This is a genomic window from Streptomyces sp. NPDC008317, assembly GCF_042955955.1.
In the GTDB taxonomy this organism is placed as follows: domain Bacteria; phylum Actinomycetota; class Actinomycetes; order Streptomycetales; family Streptomycetaceae; genus Actinacidiphila.
The window spans coordinates 736,297-756,515 of record NZ_JBIBFQ010000003.1 but is presented as its reverse complement, the minus strand read 5'-3'; the positions used below and the strand labels follow the sequence as shown (position 1 = coordinate 756,515).

19 protein-coding genes are annotated in these 20,219 nt (G+C 72.5%); 9 read left to right on the top strand and 10 right to left on the bottom strand.

The annotated features are described in order from the left end of the window. Window positions 1-54 precede the first annotated feature (54 nt). Together ACFY9V_RS12865 and ACFY9V_RS12860 are read left to right on the top strand one after the other, a co-directional pair. Window positions 55-246 carry a hypothetical protein gene (locus tag ACFY9V_RS12865; RefSeq protein ID WP_188283824.1) on the top strand — a complete coding sequence of 64 codons (192 nt, stop codon included), beginning with the start codon at window positions 55-57 and terminating at the stop codon, window positions 244-246. Window positions 247-366: 120 nt separating this feature from the next. Next, on the top strand, window positions 367-1,335 hold the full coding sequence (locus tag ACFY9V_RS12860) for a pirin family protein (RefSeq protein ID WP_391161241.1): 969 nt from the start codon (window positions 367-369) through the stop codon (window positions 1,333-1,335). Window positions 1,336-1,419: 84 nt separating this feature from the next. Here ACFY9V_RS12860 and ACFY9V_RS12855 read toward each other — a convergent pair whose 3' ends face one another. The 3 genes from ACFY9V_RS12855 to ACFY9V_RS12845 all read right to left on the bottom strand — a co-directional run bounded on the left by ACFY9V_RS12855 (window position 1,420) and on the right by ACFY9V_RS12845 (window position 4,412). After that, the gene (locus ACFY9V_RS12855) at window positions 1,420-2,481 is read right to left on the bottom strand and encodes an ABC transporter substrate-binding protein (RefSeq protein ID WP_391161239.1); all 1,062 of its coding nucleotides are present in this window, start codon (window positions 2,479-2,481) and stop codon (window positions 1,420-1,422) included. 172 nt (window positions 2,482-2,653) lie between these two features. Continuing rightward, entirely contained in the window at window positions 2,654-3,559 is a 906-nt protein-coding gene (locus ACFY9V_RS12850) for an ABC transporter permease subunit (RefSeq protein WP_391048469.1), read from the bottom strand. A 28-nt stretch (window positions 3,560-3,587) separates the two neighbouring features. Continuing rightward, window positions 3,588-4,412 (bottom strand): ATP-binding cassette domain-containing protein, encoded by an 825-nt coding sequence (locus tag ACFY9V_RS12845; RefSeq protein ID WP_391048467.1) that lies wholly within the window; start codon window positions 4,410-4,412, stop codon window positions 3,588-3,590. 271 nt (window positions 4,413-4,683) lie between these two features. Here ACFY9V_RS12845 and ACFY9V_RS12840 point away from each other — a divergent pair, with 271 nt between their 5' ends. From ACFY9V_RS12840 to ACFY9V_RS12820, 5 genes are all read left to right on the top strand, one after another. Next, window positions 4,684-5,898, top strand: a complete 1,215-nt coding sequence (locus ACFY9V_RS12840) for a transposase domain-containing protein (RefSeq protein WP_391161235.1) — start codon at window positions 4,684-4,686, stop codon at window positions 5,896-5,898. Window positions 5,899-6,183: 285 nt separating this feature from the next. Next, window positions 6,184-9,048, top strand: a complete 2,865-nt coding sequence (locus ACFY9V_RS12835) for a nitrate- and nitrite sensing domain-containing protein (RefSeq protein ID WP_391161233.1) — start codon at window positions 6,184-6,186, stop codon at window positions 9,046-9,048. 99 nt (window positions 9,049-9,147) lie between these two features. Beyond that, the gene (locus tag ACFY9V_RS12830; protein WP_355333321.1) at window positions 9,148-9,570 is read left to right on the top strand and encodes a roadblock/LC7 domain-containing protein; all 423 of its coding nucleotides are present in this window, start codon (window positions 9,148-9,150) and stop codon (window positions 9,568-9,570) included. Between the two features lie 49 nt (window positions 9,571-9,619). Next, a complete protein-coding gene (locus tag ACFY9V_RS12825; RefSeq protein WP_188283832.1) occupies window positions 9,620-9,982 on the top strand; it encodes a DUF742 domain-containing protein in 363 nt (120 codons plus the stop codon). 95 nt (window positions 9,983-10,077) lie between these two features. Beyond that, entirely contained in the window at window positions 10,078-10,845 is a 768-nt protein-coding gene (locus ACFY9V_RS12820) for a methyltransferase domain-containing protein (RefSeq protein ID WP_391048459.1), read from the top strand. Window positions 10,846-10,857: 12 nt separating this feature from the next. On the opposite strand, the gene ACFY9V_RS12815 is transcribed toward ACFY9V_RS12820, so the two are convergent. Genes ACFY9V_RS12815 through ACFY9V_RS12785 form a run of 7 tightly spaced genes read right to left on the bottom strand, consistent with a single transcriptional unit; the run spans window position 10,858 to window position 17,344 of the window. Beyond that, window positions 10,858-11,313, bottom strand: a complete 456-nt coding sequence (locus tag ACFY9V_RS12815) for a carboxymuconolactone decarboxylase family protein (RefSeq protein ID WP_391161231.1) — start codon at window positions 11,311-11,313, stop codon at window positions 10,858-10,860. A gap of 11 nt (window positions 11,314-11,324) precedes the next feature. Further along, the gene (locus tag ACFY9V_RS12810; protein ID WP_391161229.1) at window positions 11,325-11,879 is read right to left on the bottom strand and encodes a DUF6917 domain-containing protein; all 555 of its coding nucleotides are present in this window, start codon (window positions 11,877-11,879) and stop codon (window positions 11,325-11,327) included. Then, window positions 11,873-12,811 (bottom strand): Gfo/Idh/MocA family oxidoreductase, encoded by a 939-nt coding sequence (locus ACFY9V_RS12805; protein ID WP_391161227.1) that lies wholly within the window; start codon window positions 12,809-12,811, stop codon window positions 11,873-11,875. The genes ACFY9V_RS12810 and ACFY9V_RS12805 overlap by 7 nt, the downstream gene beginning before the upstream one ends. Next, window positions 12,808-13,914 (bottom strand): Ldh family oxidoreductase, encoded by a 1,107-nt coding sequence (locus tag ACFY9V_RS12800; RefSeq protein ID WP_391161225.1) that lies wholly within the window; start codon window positions 13,912-13,914, stop codon window positions 12,808-12,810. The genes ACFY9V_RS12805 and ACFY9V_RS12800 overlap by 4 nt, the downstream gene beginning before the upstream one ends. Beyond that, window positions 13,898-15,364, bottom strand: a complete 1,467-nt coding sequence (locus tag ACFY9V_RS12795) for a M20/M25/M40 family metallo-hydrolase (protein WP_391161222.1) — start codon at window positions 15,362-15,364, stop codon at window positions 13,898-13,900. Before ACFY9V_RS12795 ends, ACFY9V_RS12800 begins: the two co-directional genes overlap by 17 nt. Beyond that, window positions 15,361-16,308, bottom strand: a complete 948-nt coding sequence (locus ACFY9V_RS12790; RefSeq protein ID WP_391161220.1) for a TIM barrel protein — start codon at window positions 16,306-16,308, stop codon at window positions 15,361-15,363. The genes ACFY9V_RS12795 and ACFY9V_RS12790 overlap by 4 nt, the downstream gene beginning before the upstream one ends. After that, on the bottom strand, window positions 16,298-17,344 hold the full coding sequence (locus tag ACFY9V_RS12785; protein ID WP_391161218.1) for a Gfo/Idh/MocA family oxidoreductase: 1,047 nt from the start codon (window positions 17,342-17,344) through the stop codon (window positions 16,298-16,300). Before ACFY9V_RS12785 ends, ACFY9V_RS12790 begins: the two co-directional genes overlap by 11 nt. 410 nt (window positions 17,345-17,754) lie before the next feature. Here ACFY9V_RS12785 and ACFY9V_RS12780 point away from each other — a divergent pair, with 410 nt between their 5' ends. Both ACFY9V_RS12780 and ACFY9V_RS12775 read left to right on the top strand, forming a co-directional pair. After that, window positions 17,755-18,957 carry an aminotransferase class I/II-fold pyridoxal phosphate-dependent enzyme gene (locus ACFY9V_RS12780; protein WP_391048445.1) on the top strand — a complete coding sequence of 401 codons (1,203 nt, stop codon included), beginning with the start codon at window positions 17,755-17,757 and terminating at the stop codon, window positions 18,955-18,957. After that, window positions 18,954-20,213 carry a DegT/DnrJ/EryC1/StrS family aminotransferase gene (locus ACFY9V_RS12775; RefSeq protein ID WP_391161215.1) on the top strand — a complete coding sequence of 420 codons (1,260 nt, stop codon included), beginning with the start codon at window positions 18,954-18,956 and terminating at the stop codon, window positions 20,211-20,213. Before ACFY9V_RS12780 ends, ACFY9V_RS12775 begins: the two co-directional genes overlap by 4 nt. Window positions 20,214-20,219 lie beyond the last annotated feature (6 nt).

Genomic DNA, 20,219 nt, shown 5'->3' with positions numbered 1-20,219 from the left:
GATGGGAATCGTCCGAGGGCGACGGGCCCGCGGGGGTAGTGAAGGGCGGTCCCCATGGACGGCGACATCCTGCGCAAGGCGATCTTTCTGCTGCGTGAGTGCCACGAGTCGGAGCAGCAGGTCGTGACCAGGCTCAAGGACTACTTCCCCGGCCTGACGCTCGGCGACCGGGAGATGTACGTCAGCGAGGCCCGCGACCTCGTGCACGGCATCCACCCCGCCCACTCCGCGCCGCCCGCCCGGTAACCGCCCGCCCGGCCCCTGGCCTCGGGACTCCTGCCGCCCGGGGCCGACGGACCCCCTAACCCGCGCGACCGCCCGGTCCCCTCCTCGCTTCGGGCGGTCGCGCGCGGCATGATCGGCACCATGAGCAATCTCGACACGACGCCCGCCGCCACCCGCTGCGGCGGGCGCGCCGACGTCTCCGCCGCCCCGGTCCGCGACCTGCTCGCCGGCCGCACCGTCCAGCTCGGCGAGAGCACCGAGGTACGGCGGCTGCTCCCCAACCTCGGGCGGCGCATGGTCGGCGCTTGGTGCTTTGTTGACCATTACGGGCCCGACGACATCGCCGACGAGCCCGGCATGCAGGTGCCGCCCCATCCGCACATGGGCTTGCAGACCGTCAGCTGGCTGCACGACGGCGAGGTCCTGCACCGCGACAGCCTCGGCAGCCTCCAGACGGTGCGCCCCCGCGAGCTGGGCCTGATGACCTCGGGCCGGGCCATCGCCCACTCCGAGGAATCACCGCGCGACCACGCCCGCTACCTGCACGGCGCCCAGCTCTGGGTCGCCCTGCCCGACGCCACCCGCGACACCGCGCCCTCCTTCGAGCACCACCCCGTACTCCCCGAGGTCACCGGCGGCGGCGGACTCCACGCCACCGTCATCCTCGGCGACCTCGACGGCGCCGCCTCGCCCGGCACGATCCACACCCCGCTCGTCGGCGCCGACCTCACCCTCGCCGCCGGTACCGACGCCCGGCTCCCGCTCGACCCCGACTTCGAGTACGCCGTCCTCACCATGTCCGGCGAATCCCACGTCGACGGCGTCCCCCTCACCCCCGGCTCCCTGCTCTACCTCGGCTGCGGCCGCCGCGAACTCCCCCTGCGCGCCGACACCCCCGCCTCCCTCATGCTGCTGGGCGGCGAGCCCTTCGCCGAACGCATCATCATGTGGTGGAACTTCGTCGCCCGCACCAGCGAGGAGATCACCGAGGCCCGTACCGCCTGGCAGTCCGCCACCCGCTTCGGCGACGTCCACGGCTACGACGGCGAGCGCCTGTCCGCCCCCGCCCTCCCGCCGGGCCCGCTGAAAGCGCGCGGCCGGGAGCGCTGACCGGGCGGAGGCGCGGCGGGGAACGGCACAGGGCCCCTGGGCGGCGGGGGCGCGCCGGGCAGGGGCCCTGGGGGGACCGGGGGGTCAGGACGCGGAGTGGTCCTGGGCCGCCTTCTGGACGTACTCGTCGGTGTACGTCTTCGACAGGTCGATCGTCTTGCCCTTCACTTTCGGGTCGACCGCGGTCAGGACGCGGAGCACCGTCTGCGGGGCGTCGGCCGGCATCTGGCCGGTCGGGTTGTACATGCCCATCTCGTTGGCCAGCGCCTGGACGTACTGGTCCTTGCCGCTGCCCGCGTAGAAGTCGGCCGGGACCTGCTCGGTGATCTCCGCGGCCGAGTGGGCCTCCATCCACTGGAGCGTCTGGTAGACGGCGTTGACCATCTTCTGGACGGTCTCCTTGTGGCTGTTGGCCCACGCCGTCTGGACGGTCAGCGCGGTGCCGGGGTACGGGCCGCCGAGCGCGGCCTTGGTGCCCGCCGCGGTGCGCATGTCCGCGATGATCGTCCCGAGCTGCTTCTTGAGCAGCGTCGAAATGGTCGGTTCGGTGGTGACACCCGCGTCGATCCGGTTGTGCTCGAAGGCCGCCACGAAGGTGGCACCGGCCGCCACCGCCACCAAGTGGGTGTCGGCCACCGCGATGTTGTTGTGGATCGCGAGGTACGAGGCGATGGTGGAACTGGCGGAACCGAGCGAGGTGACGCCGACGTTCTTGCCCTTGAGGTCCGCGGGCGACTTGATCGACGGCGCGTTCGTACGGGCCATCTCGACCATGCCGGGCGCCTGGAGGAGCTGGACGACCGCCTGGGTGTTCTTGCCCTTGAGCTGGAGCTTGAGGTTCGAGTCGTAGAAGCCGATCATGCCCTGGGCGTCACCCTTGAGCAGCGCGTCGGAGACCTGCGGCGTGCCCTGGAGGTTGGCGATCTTCACGTTCAGACCCTGCTTCGTGAAGTAGCCCATCCGCTGCGCCAGGATCAGCGGGAGGTAACTCTGGTTCGCCTGGTTCGACAGGGCGATCGTCACCGTCTCCAGCGACCCCGCGCTCGCCGCGTCGGTGGTCTTGTCGGACTTGCTGTCCGAGCAGGCCGTCACGCCTGTCGCCAGGACTACCGTCGCGGCTGCGAGAACGATCTTCTTGTGCCACATGTGCGTTGTCTTCTCCTCGGAAGCGGGTGGGTCGTGCGCCGTCTCGGGTCGTGCCGCGGGCCGCGAGTCGCCGCGGGGCGGTTGACCGTCGGGGGGATGGCGGAATGGGCGGGGAGGGCGGGAGTGCCGGAGGCGGCCCCGGTCCCGGCGGTGCTGTCGCCGGTCACGGCGGTCACGCCTGCGCTCCGGACTTCTGCGGACGCGGCTGCCAGCTCAGCAGCCACCGCTCCAGCAGCGAGATCAGTCCCTCGGCCGCCAGCGCGAACGCGGCGGTGATGACGAGTCCCGCGTAGACCCCGTTGGGATCGAAGTTGGCCTGCGCCTGGAAGATGAGCAGCCCGAGGCCCTGCTGCGCCCCGAGCAGTTCGCCCACGATCGCGCCGGTGATGGCGAAGCCGAAGGCCACGTGCAGGCTGGTGGTGATCCAGCTCAGCGCGGACGGGACGACCACGTGCAAGGTCACCCGGGTGTTGCTCGCGCCGAGGATGCGGGCGTTGGCGAGGAGATTGCGGTCCACCTCGCGGGCGCCCTGGAAGGCGTTGAAGAACACGCCGAAGAAGACCAGTACGGCGGCCAGCATGACCTTGGAGCTGATGCCGAGACCGAACCAGATCGCGAACACCGAGCCCAGCAGGATGCGCGGGATCGAGTTCAGGGTCTTGATGTAGGGGGCGAAGACATCGGCCAGGAAGCGCAGCCGGCCCAGCACGATGCCGAGGACGACACCCAGGGTGACCCCGATGCCGAAGCCCATCAGGGTCTCCTGCAACGTCACCCACACCTGGTCCCACAGCGGCCCCTGCGACGTACCGTCGCGCACCCAGCCCCACAGCTTCGAGCAGATGCCCGACGGCTTGCCGGAATAGAACGGGTCGACGACCTCCGTCGAGGCGAGCACCTGCCACAGGCCGATGAACGCGGCGAGGACGGCGGCCCTGACAACGTTGACCCACACGCGGCGCCTGGCCCGTTGTCGCCTGGCCAGCGCGGCGCGGGCCGCTCCGGCGTCGCTCTTCGGCGGTTCGGGTCGCGCGAGGATCTCGTCGGTCGCCGACCCGGTCGCGGTGTCGGTCTTCATAGGCTCATGCCTCTTCCGTACGGATGGTTCAGGCCGCCGATTCGGGCGCCACGGTCTCGGCCGACACGGTCTCGGGCCGCGCGGCCGTGCGGGAGTACGCGAGCTGCACCTCGTCCCGCAGCGCCTGCCAGACCCGTTCGTGGAGCTTGACGAATTCGGGAGTGTGCCGGATCTCGCGGGGATTGCGCGGCCGGGGGAGATCGATCTCGAACTCCTCCTTCACGGTGGCCGGTCCCGCCGTCAGCACCACGACCTTGTCGGCGAGCGAGATCGCCTCCTCCAGGTCGTGCGTGACGAACACGACCGAGGGCCGGGTCAGGTCCCAGAGCGAGAGCAGTTCGTCGGACATGATCTGACGGGTCTGCACATCGAGCCCGGAGAAGGGCTCGTCCATCAGCAGCACCCGCGGCTCGTTGATCATCGTCTGCGCGAGCGCCACCCTCTTGCGCATTCCGCCGGAGAGCTGGTGCGGGTGGTACCGCTCGAACCCGGCGAGGCCCACCCGGCGGATCCACTCGGCCGCGGCGGCGTGCGCCTCCTTGCGGGACGCGCCCCGGAAGCGCGGACCCGCCGCGACGTTGCCGATGACGGTCTTCCAGGGGAACACCGCGTCCGTCTGGAAGACGAACCCGACGTCCTTGCCAATGCCCTCCACCGGGCGCCCGTCGACGAGCACCTCACCGCTGTCCGGACGTTCCATGCCGGAGATCAACGAGAGAGTCGTCGATTTCCCGCATCCGGTGGGACCCACGACCGCGGTGAACTCTCCGGGCCTGACGGTGAAATCGATGTTGCGCAGGACGTCATGATTTCCGCCCTGCGGGGTACTGAAGGACTTGCACACGTCGCGCATCGCGATAGGCGATGTCGTCGGTTGCGGCGATTTGACTAGACCATTGCTGTGCCCGTGCTGGGATTCGCTTGCCACGCGAGTGAGGCTGCCAGAACCGACGGGCAGACACCAACCTCGTCGAACAAGGGTGCATTGACTTAAGCGTCCGGAGGCCGCTGACCTCACTCTCCGTCGACGTCGTTGTCCGGAGAAATTCCGTCTAGTGCCTCTTTCTCCCGACTATCCATAGTGGGTTAGACGCGGAGGGTTCTCCGGGGGTAGCTTCTGGCGAATGACGTTTCGCCATCTCGACATATCGCCTGAAACGCATCTTCCCGACCGGCTCGCACTGCGCATGCTCGTGGAGACTTTCCGGCCGGATGTGATGGACCGGCTCGTGGACAAAACCGAGCGCCGAGAGCGCCGCAGGCGTCTCCTGCCCGCACAGCTCATGATGTATTTCGTTCTGGCGATGTGGCTCTTCGGGGCCTCCTCTTATGAGGAGGTGCTCGCCAAACTCACCGGCGGTCTGCCCGAGATGTTCCCGGGCGCAGGCGTCGGCGGATCGGGCGACGTGGCCAGCGCGGCCGCCATCGCGCGGGCCCGCATGCGGCTCGGCGTCGAACCCCTCAAGGCGCTCTGCGGCCACCTCGCCGACGCCGCGGGCCACGGGACCCGGCTGGACGGCGAGCGGGTCTTCGTCTACGAGAGCGTCGCGATGGAAGTGCCGGACACCCCCGCGAACAGGGCAGGTTACGGCTCCCCCGACACCACGGCGCCCCGGTTGGACAAGCACCGGTCGCTCGACGTGTGGGTGTCCTCGCTCACCGACTGCCGGCTGCGCGTCTCGGCGGTCGCGGCCATCACGCCCCGGGCCGAGGAAGGCGCCGAGGGCCTGCTCGCGCAGTGGCCGGAAGACCTTCTCGACAAGCGGGCGCTGGTGGTCGGCGACGAGGAACTGATCCCGGTCGCGCTGTGGTCGGCGCTGGCCGAGACCGGCGCCGACCAGATCTGGCGCTCCGGCGGCCTCGGACCCGCCCCGTACTCACTGCCGGTGATGCGCGAACTCCCCGACGGCTCCTACCTGTCGGAACTGGCGACGGACGCCGGTCCCGGCGAAGGTCCGGGGCCGGGGACCGCGGTCCGGGTGGTGCCGTGCGGCGACCGCACGGCCGCGCGAGCCGCCGCCGCGGGACCGGTGCTGGGCGCTCCGCTGCTGGTCACCTCGGTACTCGACAGCACGGTGCCGGCCGACGAGATCAGGGCCCGCTACGAACAGGCGGCCGTCGCGAGCGGTGACGGGGTCGCCCACTTCGTCGAGCAGATCACCGGGCCACGGGTGCTATTACGGTCGAAAAGCCCTGAACTCGTGCAGCAGGAAATATATGCCCTCCTGTGCACCTATCATGCCGTCGGACACCTCGTATCGCCGCCGCTTTCGGTGGGTCCGATTTCGACCGATCCGACCACTGGACTGGGGGAGTGGGCGGCGGTGAGGCCACGTTAAGTCAGTAGCGCAACCCTTTGCTCCTGCGGGCACGCGTGTGCTGCAATAAAGTTCCCGCAGAGGGCGTGGAAGTGAACAGACACAAAGAGCCTCCGACCTGGTACGCAGTGGTATGCGGTCGGAGCCGAACGTCTCATCGCGGTGAACCGGATAATCAAGCGTCGCCGCGCCATGCGGCGGCGTTATGAGGGTTAAGGGTTAGTGAATGGAAGACCAGCGGTCTCACGGAGCCGGCAATCCGTTGACATGCGGGGACCGCTTGACACAGCACGATGCGGCGACGGCATGACGAGCGCGCGGAGACGGGGTCGCGCGCCCGCACCGAAATGGATCTCCCCCCTCACCGGGCTCGGCTCCAGGCTCTGGACCAAACGCAAGCTCGGTGACTGGCGGCTGCGCAATCGCATGCTGCTCCTCGTGCTCGTCCCGCTGATCGCGATCATTCCGCTGGCGGGCGTGCGCGTGTTCTCCGCGGTCGGCAACCTCCGGAGCGCGGCCCATATCCAAGGGCAGGCGCAACTCGCCCGACAGGTGTCCACGCTGGTCAGCGCGCTCGACGACGAACGCGACCTCACCCAGTTGGCACTCACCGGGTCGGGTACCGCCAAGGACGACAAGCTCGCGGCGGCGCAACAGGCCACCAACGCGCAGGTGAAGGCGTTCGGCCAGAGCCTGGACGAACACCGGAGCAGCGTCGACGCGCTGCCCGCCGCCGTACGCCTGATCGGCGTGCGCGCCGAGGCCCGGCTCGGTGACCTGACCCCGCTGCGCGCCTCGACCAAGGGCCTCGCCCACGGCGCCAACACGCCGACCTTCAGCGCCTACAGCACGATCATCGGCAATCTGCTGGACTTCAGCCAGCAGCTCGCGGCGGTCGGCTCCGACCACACGCTCGGCAGCCTGGTCACCACGCTCGCCTCGATCGAGCAGATCGAGCAGCAGACGTCGAGCGAACGCGGCTTCATCGTCGACGCGCTCGACCGCGGCTTCACACTGGAGCTCAAGGAGAACATCGAGCAGGCGCACTTCGAGACCGCCAACGGCACCTTCACGAACAACGCGTCGACCTCGCTGCTCAACCTGTACCAGTCGACGGTCAGCGGCGACAAAGTCGGCGCGGCCGACGGCACCATCCAGGTGGTCGCCACCGCCGCGCAGGAGGACATCCCGCTCGACAGCCTCGGCATCACCAAGGCCACCGCGTTCCAGCAGATCACCGACAAGCTCGACGCCGTACGCACCGTCGAACGGCAGACCGTGGCGGACCTCAACGACCGGTCCTCGCACCTGCTGTCGGCCGTGCGCACCCAGCTCTACCAGAACATCGCCATCATCGTCGCCGTGGTCGCGCTGTCCTTCCTCGGCGCGCTGATCCTGGCCAGGTCCGTGGTCCGGCCGCTGCGCCAACTGCGGGTGTCCGCACTGGACGTGGCCGACAACCGGCTGCCGGGCGCGGTCCGCCGACTGCGCGACGTGAACCCCTCGGAGACGGACCGGCCGGTACGGGTCGAGCCGATCGAGGTGCAGTCGCAGGACGAGGTCGGCCAGGTCGCGCGCGCCTTCGACCGCGTGCACTTCGAGGCGGTCCGGCTCGCCACCGAGCAGGCGCGGATGCGCTCCAACGTCAACGCGATCTTCACCAACCTCTCGCGGCGCAGTGAGAGCCTGGTGCTGCGCCAACTCCAGCTCATCGACGACCTGGAGAACAGCGAGCAGGACCCCGGCCAGCTCACCGCCCTGTTCCAGCTCGACCACCTCGCCACCCGCATGCGCCGCAACAACGAGAACCTGCTGGTGCTCGCGGGCGAGGAGCAGAGCCGCCGCTGGGACCAGCCGGTGTCGCTGTTCGACCTGGTCCGCGCCGCGACCGCCGAGGTCGAGCAGTACGAGCGCGTGGTGCTCTACGAACTGCCCGACGTGGCGGTGGTCGGACATGCCGCCACCGACGTCGTCCACCTGATGGCCGAGATCATCGAGAACGCCACGACGTTCTCCGGCCCCGAGACCCAGGTGCTGGTGGGCGCCAAGATGCTCACCGCGGGCGATGTGGTCCTGGACATCGCGGACGCGGGCATCGGCATCCGGCCAGAGGAGCTGGAGCGGATCAACCGGCGGCTCGCCGAGCCCCCGGTCCTCGATGTCGCGACCTCCCGCCGCATGGGCCTGTTCGTGGTCGGCCGGCTGGCGGCCAAGTACGGCATCCAGGTACGGCTGACCAGTACGGGCAGGACCGGCCTGAACGCGCTCATCCGGATCCCACTGACTTTGCTGGTGTCCGCGAGCGAGCTGGAGGTGGACGGCCCGCAGGTCTTCGACCAGTCGGCGCTGCGGCCCGGACCGTACGACACCGGCGAGATGGCCGGGCTGCCGGGCAGCGGGGTCGCGGCCGGACAGGCGGGCGACCCGCGCTTCGACGACCCCTACGGGCCCGCGGGCACGCCCTCGCGCGGCCGGTCGTACGACGACGTTCCGGCGGGCCGCCACTCCGGTCAGCCCGACGGCGGCTTCCCGTGGTTCCACGACCAGGAGGAGGGCGGCGGCCCCGACGGCGACTTCTCGTGGTTCGCCTCGGAAGAGGAGGAGGCCGAGGCGGTCGCACGCCTGGAAGGGCACGGGTCCGACCGGTTACCGATCTTCGACGCGATGAGGTCGCAGTGGCCGGCCGGGCAGGGACCGCAGCAGGCGCGGCCCCCGCAGGGGCACGTACGTCCGCAGGTCCCGCCGCAGCCGCAGGCGCTGCCCCACCAGCGGGTCCAGCCGCCGGTCCAGCGTCCGCAGCCCCTGCCGCAGCCCCAACCCCAGGCGCAGCTCCGGCCGCAGGCACAACCCCGCCCGCCGGCCCAGCCGCCGGGCAACCCCGGTCACCCCGCACCCTCGTGGGCCCGGCCGGGACCCGAGGACACGGGCGGCCAGGCGACCGGAGGCACGACCGCCCAGGGTCTGCCCCGGCGGGTGCCCCTGAACAACCTCTCGGCCGAGGCGCGGCCGCGCGGCCCGGTGCCGCAGCCGAACGCGGCGCCCACCGCCCCGCGCGCGGCGAACCTGATGAGGGATCGGCTGTCGAACTTCCACCAAGGGGTCAGACAGGGTAAGGATGGGTCCGACCGCGAGGGGCCCGGCCGGACGCCGGGCGGATCGGGTCCGCTATGAGCGGACTCACAGCTCCCACGACCTCCGTGTTTCCCGTGTTTCCCCTGTCCGTAGCGCCGTCGGACGACGTCCTCGGCAGCATAGGAAGCAGCTACACCCATGAGCGATCTGAGCAACGAAGCACAGAACCTGAACTGGCTCATCGCCAACTTCGTGAAGCAGGTGCCGGGAGTCGCGCACGCGGTCGTGATCTCCTCGGACGGCGTTCAACTCCTGGCCTCCGCGTCCCTGCCCAGGGACCGCGGCGAGCAACTCGCCGCGATGGCCTCGGGCCTGGCGAGTCTGACGCAGGGCGCGGCCCTGCTCTTCGAGGCCGGGGTGGTCACGCAGACCGTCGTCGACATGGAGAACGGATTCCTCTTCCTGATGTCGGTCAGCGACGGCTCCGTGCTGGTGGTGCTGGCCTCGCCGACCTGCGACATGAAGGTCGTCGGTTACGAGATGGCGTTGCTGGTCGAGCGGACCGGCGACGTCCTCACGCCCGACGTGCGCAGGGAACTGCAGAACGCGCTGGCCGGCTGAGGGCCGGCGCGATGGGCCGTCCGAATCACACCCGGAAGGATGTGCGTTCGTGAGTGGAGACCGAGACCGAAGGCGCAACTCGCCGTTCGTCCGTCCGTACGCCGTCACCCGCGGCCGGACGACGGCGCGGACCGACTTCGCGCTGGAGGCCCTGGTCGGTACGACCGCTCTCGCCTGGGAGAGCGGTGTGCGGTTCTTCCCCGAGCAGCAGGCGATCTGCCGGCTGTGCATGAACCTCACATCGGTGGCCGAGATCTCCGCGCTGATGAACATCCCGCTCGGCGTGACCCGCGTCCTGGTGGGCGACCTCGCCGAGAGCGGCTTCGTCATCGTCCAGCAGCCCACGTACGCCGAGGGCCGACCGGACGTCACGCTGCTGGAGCGGGTGCTCACCGGGCTGCGCGGCCTCTGAGGCCGCGCGGTCGCGGTACCCGAGGTCCGGTCCCGCGCCGGTCCTGCCCTGTTCCCGGCCGTACGACGGCCGCGCCCGACGACCTACGGAGTGCCGTGCCCGAACTGTCCAGCCTCGCCCTGTCCTTCGGGGCCGCGGCACGGGACTACGACCGCTACCGAGTGGGTCCCTCGGCCCGGATGCTCGACTGGCTGCTGCCCGCGGACTGCCCCTCGGTGCTCGACCTGGGCGCCGGGACCGGGCTGCTGACCCGGTGGCTCGCCGAACGGGTCGAGGACGTCGTGGCGGTCGAACCCGACGCGCGCATGCGGCGGGTGCTGACCGGCGTCTGCCCGCGGGCGACGGTGCTCCACGGGTTCGGCGAGCGCATTCCGCTGCCGGACGCGCGGGTCGCCGCGGTCACGGTGTCCTCGGCGTGGCACTGGATGGACCCGGCCCTCACGCTCCCCGAGATCGCCCGGGTGCTCACCCCGGGCGGCTCGCTCGGCATCCTCTACACCCGCCGCGACCGGCGGGTGCCCTGGGTGGACGTGCTGGACGCCTACGTCCACGACGAGATGGGCAACGACGACTGGATCGGCGACCTGATCCAGCGCATGTCCGACGGACCGTGGCTCCCCGACGGTGTCCCCTTCGCGCCGCCGCAGGCTCATGTCGTCACCTGGACGGCCGAGTTGACCGTCGAGGAGGTCGTCGCGATGTTCGCCACCTACAGCAGGTACATCGCCCTGCCGGACGGCCAGAAGCGCGAACTCGCGGACCTGATCGAGGCGAAGGTCCGCGAGACGGCCGAGATGCGGGACGGCCTGGTCGTGATGCCCATGATCTGCCACGGCTGGCGCACCCGCCTGACCGCCTCCTGATCCGGCGGGCGGTCAGTTCGCGCGGGGCTCCTCGGCCTCCGCCGGCCGGGTCGCGGTGGCGATGCCGATCCGGTTCCAGGCGTTGGTCGCCGCGACGGTCCAGATCAGGCGGGCCGTGGCTTCGGGGCCGAGGAGGGTGGTGACCTCGGCGTGGACGGCGGCCGGGACGGCACCGTCGGCGGGGCGGGTGAGGTGCCGCGCCAGGTCGAGGGCGGCGCGCTCGGCGGGCGTGAAGTCGGGGGAGTCGGGCCACTGGGGGAGAGCGGCGAGCTTGAGCGGAGGGTGGCCCGCCGCGAGGGCGGCGTCGTGGTGCAGGGCGGTGCAGTAGGCGCAGCCGTTCATCTGTGAGACGTGCAGGCTGACCAGTTCGGCGATCTCGGGAGCCAGGCCCTCGGCGGAGATCCGGGTCAGCTCGGTGAGCGCCTGGAGGGCGTCGGGGGCGGCGGCGGTGGGGTTGACCTGCGGCATGGGCGTGGCTCTCAGGGGTGTGGGGACGGGGTCTGTTCGAAGCTGACCGGTGTCTCGGGGGTGAGCTCCAGGTCGGCGCCGGTCACCGGGGCGTCGGCGTGGATGAGGATGTTGTAGTGGTTGGGGAAGTGGCAGGCGTCAAAGCCGAGGACCGTGCCGACGGTCCGTCCGCCGATACGGACGGTGTCGCCGCGGTCGATGACGCCGCCGCGGTCCAGTTCGACGAAGCCGAGGAAGCCCACGCGGTCGATCCGCGCCCCCGGCGCGCTGTCGGTGTGGTCGGTGGTGACCAGCTCATGGACCTCGCCCGCGCGCACGCAGCGGCTGGCGTGGGGTTCCAGGGCCATGCCGCGGTCGTCGCGGCGGTGGATCAGGACCTTGACCAGACAGCCGTGGACGGTGCGCTTGAGGCCGTCCTCGTGCGGGGCGGCAGCCCTTTCGGGGGTCGGCTCTTGAACGGTGGGTTCTTGAACGGCGGGCTCTTGAGCGGTGGGTTCTTGAACGGTGGGCTCGTGCGCGTCGGCCTCGTGCGTGGCGGGCTCGTGCGCCGCAGGCGGGGTCAGCACGCCGTCACCTCCGTACGCCGGTACGCGGCCTCGACCAGCTCCAGGGCCGCCGTACCGCCGTGGTCGACGCGGTACGGACCGCGGAGCCGGGCGGCGAAGTCCGCGAGGATCGCCGCGTACTCGTGCCGGAGCGAGGACTTGAAGCCCTGGTGCCCGGCCAGCATGTCGGCGTGGTGCACGGACCCGTCGGCCAGCGTGACCGTCACGTCCTTCAACTCGCCCGGATACGACCAGTCCAGCTCGACCGTGGCACGCGCGGCGCCGGAGACGGAGCGCAGCCCGATCGTCGCGGTGCGGTCGAGCCCCGTCCCGTCGTAGCCGATCCGGGCGGTCTCGACGGTCACCTCGCCCAGCAACAGCCGTACCAGGTCGAACGCGTTGGGCCCGTTGTCGGCGACGCAGCCGCCACCGCACCGGGCCGGGTCCAGATACCAGCGGTCCCGCCCGATGTGCTCCTCGATCCGCTCGAAGTACCGGACCGTGACCCGCTCGACCGGCACGTCCCGCGGCAGCCCGGCGGCCAGCGCCCTGACCGCCGCGTTGTAGCGCCGGTGGAAGGCGGTGAACAGCGGCACCCCGGACGCCTGCGCGAGCGCGGTCAGTTCGGCGCCCTCCGCGCCGGTGAGGGCCAGCGGCTTCTCCACGCACACCGGTACGCCCGCGCGCAGGAAGTCGGCGCAGAGCGCCGCGTGGGCGTCGTTCGGGACGGTGATCACCACGCCGTCGAGCGGCGGCCCGGCGGCGAGGAGTTCGCGGTGGTCGCGGTAGGCGGGTACGGCCCCGGACGCGTCCTGTCCGCCCCTGGCGGCGAGCGCGGCCGGGTCGCGGTCGCAGACGGCGGCGAGGCGGGCCGCCGGGGAGGCGTCGAGGGCGGCCAGGTAGAAGCGGGAGATGACGCCCAGGCCGACGACGGCGATCGAGTGCCGGGTCATCGGCGAAGGCCCCCGTCCAGCGGGACGGGCGCGGTCAGGCCGAACCGCCCTGCCACATCGCCGAGTTCGCGGTACTGCCCGGCGGTGACCGGCACACCGTCCGCACGGTGGGCGTCGGCCGTCGCGCCCTCGGTCCAGCCGGGGTAGCGGACGGGGGAGGCGGGGTCGACCGGCGGGCAGGCGAGCAGGCTGCCGAACAGCGAGTCGGCGTCCGAGGCGACGTCCTCCCGCGGGCGGAGCATGGCGGGGGCGATGGCGGCGACCAGAGTGCCGATGTCGTCGTCGCGGCCCGAGGGGAGCCCGTCCCCGTCCAGCGCCTCGGGGGCCGGGCCGAGGCCGGAGCCGCTGACCAGACCGGCCAGCACCTCCACCGCGAGCCCGAGTCCGTAGCCCTTGTACGCGCCGGTCTCCGGTGCGCCGCCGAGCCAGCCGAGGTACGCCTGGCCGCGGTCGAAGGCCGCCGGGTCGGTGACCGGAAGCCCGGCCTCGTCGGTCAGCCAGCCCTCGGGCACCGCCCGGCCCGCGCGGGCGGCGGCGCGCACGCGTCCGGTGGGGACGACGGTGGTGCTCATGTCGAGCACGAACGGGTGGCGCGGCCCGGCGGGGGCCGCGACGGCGAGCGGGTTCGTGCCGAGCATCGTGACCCGGCCGCCCGGCGGGCGGGCGATGCGCTGACGGCCGCAGTTGGAGGCCACCAGGCCGACCATGCCGCGGTGCGCCGCGCGCGCCGCGTGGTACCCGGCGCAGCCCAGATGGGTGGCGTTGTGGACGCTGACCAGGCCGACGCCGAAGCGCTCCGCGCGCTCGACGGCCAGGTCCATCGCGTCGGCCGCGGCCCACAGGCCGAGCGCGCGCCGGGCGTCCAGGCGGACCGCGGCGCCGAGATCCACGGTACGGTCCGGCTCGGCCGCCGGGTCGGCGCGGCGCTCCTCGAACAGCGGCAGATACAGCCGGGTCAGATTCGTCACGCCATGGGAGCTCATCCCGGCCAGATCGCCGTAACACAGCGCCTCGGCCGCCGTGGCCGCCCGCTCCCCGGCGAGACCGCACCGCGTGAAGACGCCGGTGACGAAGGTCAGCAACTCCTCATACGCGAGGCGCACGGTACTGTCCGGCGCCCGCGCCGGAAGGGTCGACTGCGGCGGGCTCGACAACGGCATGGGGCTCGTTCCTCCTGCTGACGGGCGTGGACGGCGCAAGTGGCGTGGACGGCGCGGGAAGTGACGGCGGCGCGGACGGCGCGAGCGGTACGGCGGGCGCGGGCACGGCAGGCGACACGGCCGCGTCGAAGGCGGCCAGGAGGCGCGGGACCGTGGCCGCGAAGGCGTCCAGGTCGGCCAGATCGGCGAACTCACCCGCGGCGTGGGCGCGGTTGGCGTCCAGGCTGCCGGGGCCCAGGACCACGGTGTGGGCGTCGGGCACGCCGGACATCCAGATCGCGTCGCAGGTGAAGGCGGGTTCGGCGGCGGGCCACCGCGGCACCTCGGCGCGGTCGAGCAGCGGACCGAGCCACGACGGGTCGCCGTCGAGCGCGGGCAGGCCGCGCTTGAGCCAGTCCAGCCGCAGGATGTCCGCCGCGTCGGCCGCGGTGCGGGCGAACCGCCGGCTGTGCCGGAAGGCGGCGCAGAAGGACTCCAGCCCCTCGGCGACGGCGTCGCCCAGCAGCCGCTCCAGCCGCCGTCCGGTGGCGGCCGAGCCGTAGGAGAGGTTGAGCAGCAGGTCGCCGCTGCCGTAGACGCGGTTGTGCAGGTCGCCGGTGCGCAGGCCCGCCACGCACACCTGCCCGTCGGCCGGGTCGAGTCGCGGGTCGAGCGCGGCGGCGAGGTGCTGGGCGAGATGGCCGAGCAGGACGGTGGCGTTGTGCCCCGCCTCGGGCCGGTCGTCGATCGCGTCACGGCCGCGGACGCTCAGCCGCGCGGTCATGGCCGCGGTGCTGCGGGTCAGGGCCCGGCCGCCGGTGGGTTCGCAGAAGACGTTGAGCCGTCCGTGGTGCCCGGCGTCCACGAGCGGACGGGTGCCGAAGGCGCCGAGCGCGCCGCCCTCCTCGCCGGAGACGGCCTGCACCAGAATCCGGGTGTCGCGGGGGAGTTCGGGCCGCTCCCGCAGGGCGCGCCGCAGTCCGGCCAGCAGCGCGACGGCCGGGCCCTTCGCGTCGATCGCGCCTCTGCCGTGGAAGCGGTCACCGTCGAACGAGACCGGTTCGAGGCCCGCGACGGTGTCGAGGTGGACGTTGAACATCACCGTACGCTCGCGCGGTGCCCCGGCCGGGCCGAGGGCGAGCACCAGGCTGGGCTGGCAGGCCAGGAACTCCGGCCGCTCGGCGGCGGCTTGACGTACCAGGAGCGGTACGTCGTCGCGGTCGACGCAGGCGGGCGGCGGGGCCGCGTGGTGCAGGACGGTGAAACCGAGTTCGGCGGCGGCCTCCGCGTAACGGCGCTGCGCCTCCCACAGCGCGGGTGCGGGCGCGTCGGGGCCGCACTCGAGCGGGCCGGCCGTCGGCAGGGCGAGCAGGTCGAGCAGCAGGGCGCGGTCGGCGGGGCTGAGCGGGCTCACTGAGCGGGCTCCCGCAGCGCCGCCCCGTCCGGCGGGGTGTGCGCGATGGTGCCGCCGGGCACCCGCGCGCACGCGTCCAGCAGATTCCGCAGCGCCACCCCGCTCCTGACGAAGGCGGCGTGGCACCGCTCCTCCGGATCGCGGTGGTCCTCGTGCGGCCGTACGGCGATGTGCGGTTCGATCGACAGCGCGCCCCGGTAGCCGTGGGCCAGCAGGGCGCGCAGACAGTCGGCGATCCGCAGGTCGCCGGTGCCCGGCTCGCAGTAGGCGGGGCGGCCGTCGGGGGCGATGACGGCGTCCTTGACGTGGACGTGCAGGATTCGGTCGGCGTACGGCAGCAGTTCGGTCAGCAGCCGGTGGCCGTCGTAGCCGTACGCGGGGCCGTTTCCGGTGTCGAAGAGCAGGGCGAGCCCCGGGCCCGCGGTCTCCAGGAGGCGGACCGTACGGGTCGCGTCGGCGCCCGCCCAGCCGGAGCAGTTCTCGTGCAGCAGCGTCAGGCCCGACTCGGCGGCGCGGTGGGCGAGTTCGCGGACGCGGCGCAGCGCCTCACGCTCCCAGGCGTCGGCGTCGAGCCCGTCGTTCGGGAAGGACATCACGCGGACGAAGCGGGTGCCGAGCCGGGCGCATCGCTGTTCCAGGACCGCGAGTTCGGCCAGGTCGGCGGCGAAGTCACCGGTCACCGGGCGGGCCCAGCCACCGATCCTCGCGTCCACCGCGGCGACCGACACCCCGGCGTCCGCGAGCGTCCCCGCGACCCGGTCGAAGGCGGTAGGGGACAGGTCGGCGACCGGCGTGCCGTCCACGGTCCGCAGCTCGACCGACCGCCAGCCCAAGGCGCTGACGGCCGCGATCTGGCCCTCCACGCCGAGCGCGGCCTCGTCGCCGATCCCGGTGAGGCGCAACGGCTCGTCCGCCTGTACGGCGGTCTGCTGTTCAGCGGGCACCGGCCAACTCCCTTCGTGGGCCCGAGGCGTCGGGCGGGGCCGCCAGATTCTTGGCGTCGGTGAGCAGGCCGACCACGCGCGCCTGCCGCGCGAAGTCCGTGGGGCAGGGGCCGTCGTCCCCGGCGAAGTCGGCGTAGGCGCGGAGCATGAACGCGGTCAGGGCGTCGTCGCGGAACACCTCGCGGTCCCCGGCCGGGCATTCCGGTGTGGTCAGCCGCAGTTGGGCGTAGTGGTCGCCGGCGTCGGCCGGGTAGTGGCCGACGGCGGTGCCGCCGTCGAATCCGAGCGTGATCCGGCGCTCGCGCACCGGGGAGGTGAGGTCGGAGCGGATGTCGGCGAGCACGCCGTCGCGGTGGGCCAGGCGCACCTCGGCGCCGCCGAGCCGGGGCAGCCGCCGTCCGTCCACGTCCAGGTCGGTGCACGAGGCGCCGACCACTTCGGCGTCCCCGGCCAGTCGCAGCAGGACGCCGAGCGCGTGCGGGATCTCGATGTCGAACGCCGTGGGGTGCCCCGAGGTGGCGAGCGTGCGCTGGAAGCGCGGCTTGTCCTGCACGACCGAGATCTGCCGCAGCGCGCCGAGACCGGGCCGCTCCTCCACGAGGGCGATCAGCCGGTCGGTGAGCGTGCTCGCCAACCAGGGCGCCACGACGGTGGCTTGGACGCCGGGCCGCCCCACCAGCTCCACCAGCCGCGCGAGATCGCGCGGCCCCGCCGCGAGCGGCTTCTCCAACAGCAGCCTGCGGAAGCCGAGTCGGAGCAGTTCGGCCACGACCTCGGCGCGGGCGAGCGGCGGGGTGCAGATGTGCACGACCGTGTGCTCCGGGTCCAGCGACTCCCGCGCCCGCGCGAGCGAGTCCACGACGCTCAGACTGGTGTCGCCCGCGGCCCTGGCCCGTTCGGCCGGGTCGCGGTCGAAGGCGATCACCGGCTCCGGTGCGAAGAGCCGGGGCCGCAGGTCCCGCGCCTTGGCGAGGACCGGCAGGTGCAGACCCGCCCCCGCGCGGCCGAGGCCGAGGACCATCGTGCGCAGCGGCATCTCCTGCGTCAGCCTTCCGTCGACTTCGGTGGGGGCGGGGGAAACGAAGCGGAACAGGGCGGTACGGGACAGCGGGGGGAAAGCGCCGGGCGCCGGGGGGAGTTGCGGAAAAAAGAGGGCAGGGCGCGACGACGTCGGTCAGCCTGCTCGCCCGAACCGGGCGAAGTCAAACAAACGCGCCGATAGCGCCCTTTTGTGTGAATCCCCCCGTCGGCCGCGCCGCCGACCCCGGTCCGGCCGAGGGCCTGGCATAGCGTCGGCCTCCAGCGCGTCCGGGACGCCCGGTTCGTCCGGCACGACCGGGCGAACCGCCGCGTCCGGACGAGCGACAGCGTCCGGATGAGCGACCGCGTCCGGATGGACCAGCGCATTCGGCGTACCCGGCGTATCCGGGCAGCAGAGAGGCGGAGATGGACCTCCAGCACACCGTCGAGCCGCGCGAACCGGCCCCCGCCGACGTGCCGTTCTTCACCCAGGCCGAGTCCTTCTCCGCCCTCTGGCCGCGGATCGAGCGGCACCTGTCGGAGATGTTCGAGGACGGGAAGTTCTCCCACGGCACCAAGGTGGCGGAGCTGGAACGGGCGCTCGCCGCCTACACCGGCGCCCGGCACGTCATCGGGGTCAACAGCGGCACCGACGCCCTGGTCCTGCTGCTGCGCGCGGCCGGTCTGCGGCCGGGGGACGAGGTCGTCGTCCCGGCCTTCAGCTTCGTGGCCTCCGCCTCCTCGGTCGTCCTGGCGGGCGGGCGGCCGGTGTTCGCGGACATCGACCCGGTCACGTACGCCCTCGACCCCGCCTCGGTGGAGCGCGTGCTCACCCCGCGCTGCCGCTTCCTGATGCCGGTCCACCTCTTCTGCCAGCTCGCGGACGTGGAACGGCTCGGCGAACTGGCCGGGCGGCACGGGCTCACCGTGGTCGAGGACAGCGCCGAGGCGATCGGCATGCGCCGCGAGGGCGTCCACGCGGGGCTGTTCGGCGCCGGAGGGGTGCTGTCGTTCTTCCCGACCAAGACCCTGGGCGCGATCGGGGACGCGGGGGCGGTGCTCACCGACGACGACGAGATCGCCCGTACCGTGGACGCGCTGCGCCACCACGGCCGGTTCGGGCGCACCATCGCGGACTTCACCACCATCAACACCAGCAGTTCGCTGCCGGGCTGCAACAGCAAGATGGACGACGTGCAGGCGTCCGTACTGCTCGCGAAGCTCACCCGGCTGGACGCGGACATCGCCCGCAGGGAAGCGCTGGCCGACGCGTACAGCCGGCGGCTGGCCGGAACGCCGGGAATCCTGCGGCTGCCGACGGTCGTGGCCCGCGGCGGCACGGCCGATCCGGTCTTCTACGTCTATCTGATCGAGGCCGAGCGCCGTGACGAGCTGGCCGGGCACCTGGCCGCGCACGGCGTGAGCACCGAGACGTACTACCCGAGCCCGCTGCACCTCCAGCCCTGCTTCGCCGAACTCGGCCACCAGCCGGGCGACTTCCCCGTGGCCGAGGCCGCCTGCGCGCGCACCCTCGCGCTGCCGCTCTACCCCGATCTGACCACCGAGGCCGTGGACCGGGTCTGCGATCTGGTCCAGGACTTCTTCTCCGGAGCCGGAGCCCGCCCATGACGCCCGCGACCACGCCGACGCCCGCGACCACGCCGGTGCCCGCGACCACGCCGACGCCCGCGACCGCTCCCGTGCCTCCGACGCCCACCACCGTGCCCCCGCCCCCCGCGCCCGCGACGGCCCGGGGCGACCGCCCGCGGCTGCCGTTCTTCCCCCCCGACCTCTTCGAGGCCGACCGCGAGCACCTGCTGCGCGTCGTGCGCGAGACCGGCACCGGACCGGCCCAGAAGTTCATCCTCGGCGAGCACACGGCCCGCTTCGAGCAGGCCCTGCGCGAGCAGCTCGGCGCCGCCGACGTCGTCGCCTGCGGCAGCGGCACCAGCGCGCTGACCCTGGTGCTGGCCGCGATGGACGTCGGCGCGGGCGACGAGGTCGTGGTCCCGGCCTTCGGATGCGCGCCGCTGGCCGGTTCGGTCGTGGCGCTCGGCGCGACACCGGTCTTCGCCGACATCGACCCGTGGACCATGGTGGTCGACCCCGACGACATGGAACGCCGGATCACCGCGCGCACCAAGGCCCTGATGCCCGCTCACCTGTTCTCGGTGATGGCGGACATGCCGCGCCTGACCGCGCTCGCGCGGGACCGCGGGCTGCGGCTGGTCGAGGACTCCGCCGTCGCGCAGGGCGGCGTCCAGGGCGGGGTTCCCGCGGGGCTGGCGGGCGAGGCGGGGGTCTACTCCTTCGTCCAGGTGAAGACCTTCGGCACGGCGGGGGAGGGCGGCGCGGTCGTCACCCGCGACGCGGAACTCGGCCGTACGGTACGGATGCTGCGCAACCACGGGCAGGACGGCGTCCACCGCTTCGTCCACCACCGGATCGGCTGGAACAGCCGGTTCGACGAGGTGCTCGCCGCCTTCCAGCTCCACCGCCTGCCGGGGCTGGCCGCCCGTCTGGAGCGCCGCGCCCGGATCGCCGGTCACTACACCGAGCGCTTCGCCGACCTCGCCGAGCGCGGTGTCCTCGCCCCGCCGCCCGGCCGCGACGGCCGCTGCTATTACGTCTACACGCTCCAGTGCGACCGGCGCGACGCGCTCAAGGCGCACCTGGCCGAGCGCGGTGTCGACTCGCACGTCTACTACCCGCTGCCGCTGCCCCGCCAGCCCGCCTTCTCCGGCTTCGCCGCCCCCGGCGACAGCTGGCCCGCCGCGGAACGCGCGGGCGAGCGGATCCTCTCCCTGCCCGTCTACCCGCACCTGAGCGACGCGCAGGTGGAGTACATCGCCGACGCCGTCAGGGAGTTCGCCCTGGCCCCCTGACGCCCG

Coding starts and splice junctions, on each gene's coding strand:
- ACFY9V_RS12855 (WP_391161239.1), bottom strand. CDS start 2,481: ATGTGGCACAAGAAGATCGTTCTCGCAGCCGCGACGGTAGTCCTGGCG.
- ACFY9V_RS12850 (WP_391048469.1), bottom strand. CDS start 3,559: ATGAAGACCGACACCGCGACCGGGTCGGCGACCGACGAGATCCTCGCG.
- ACFY9V_RS12780 (WP_391048445.1), top strand. CDS start 17,755: ATGGACCTCCAGCACACCGTCGAGCCGCGCGAACCGGCCCCCGCCGAC.
- ACFY9V_RS12815 (WP_391161231.1), bottom strand. CDS start 11,313: ATGCCGCAGGTCAACCCCACCGCCGCCGCCCCCGACGCCCTCCAGGCG.
- ACFY9V_RS12845 (WP_391048467.1), bottom strand. CDS start 4,412: ATGCGCGACGTGTGCAAGTCCTTCAGTACCCCGCAGGGCGGAAATCAT.
- ACFY9V_RS12830 (WP_355333321.1), top strand. CDS start 9,148: ATGAGCGATCTGAGCAACGAAGCACAGAACCTGAACTGGCTCATCGCC.
- ACFY9V_RS12785 (WP_391161218.1), bottom strand. CDS start 17,344: ATGCCGCTGCGCACGATGGTCCTCGGCCTCGGCCGCGCGGGGGCGGGT.
- ACFY9V_RS12840 (WP_391161235.1), top strand. CDS start 4,684: ATGACGTTTCGCCATCTCGACATATCGCCTGAAACGCATCTTCCCGAC.
- ACFY9V_RS12835 (WP_391161233.1), top strand. CDS start 6,184: ATGACGAGCGCGCGGAGACGGGGTCGCGCGCCCGCACCGAAATGGATC.
- ACFY9V_RS12805 (WP_391161227.1), bottom strand. CDS start 12,811: ATGACCCGGCACTCGATCGCCGTCGTCGGCCTGGGCGTCATCTCCCGC.
- ACFY9V_RS12775 (WP_391161215.1), top strand. CDS start 18,954: ATGACGCCCGCGACCACGCCGACGCCCGCGACCACGCCGGTGCCCGCG.
- ACFY9V_RS12860 (WP_391161241.1), top strand. CDS start 367: ATGAGCAATCTCGACACGACGCCCGCCGCCACCCGCTGCGGCGGGCGC.
- ACFY9V_RS12865 (WP_188283824.1), top strand. CDS start 55: ATGGACGGCGACATCCTGCGCAAGGCGATCTTTCTGCTGCGTGAGTGC.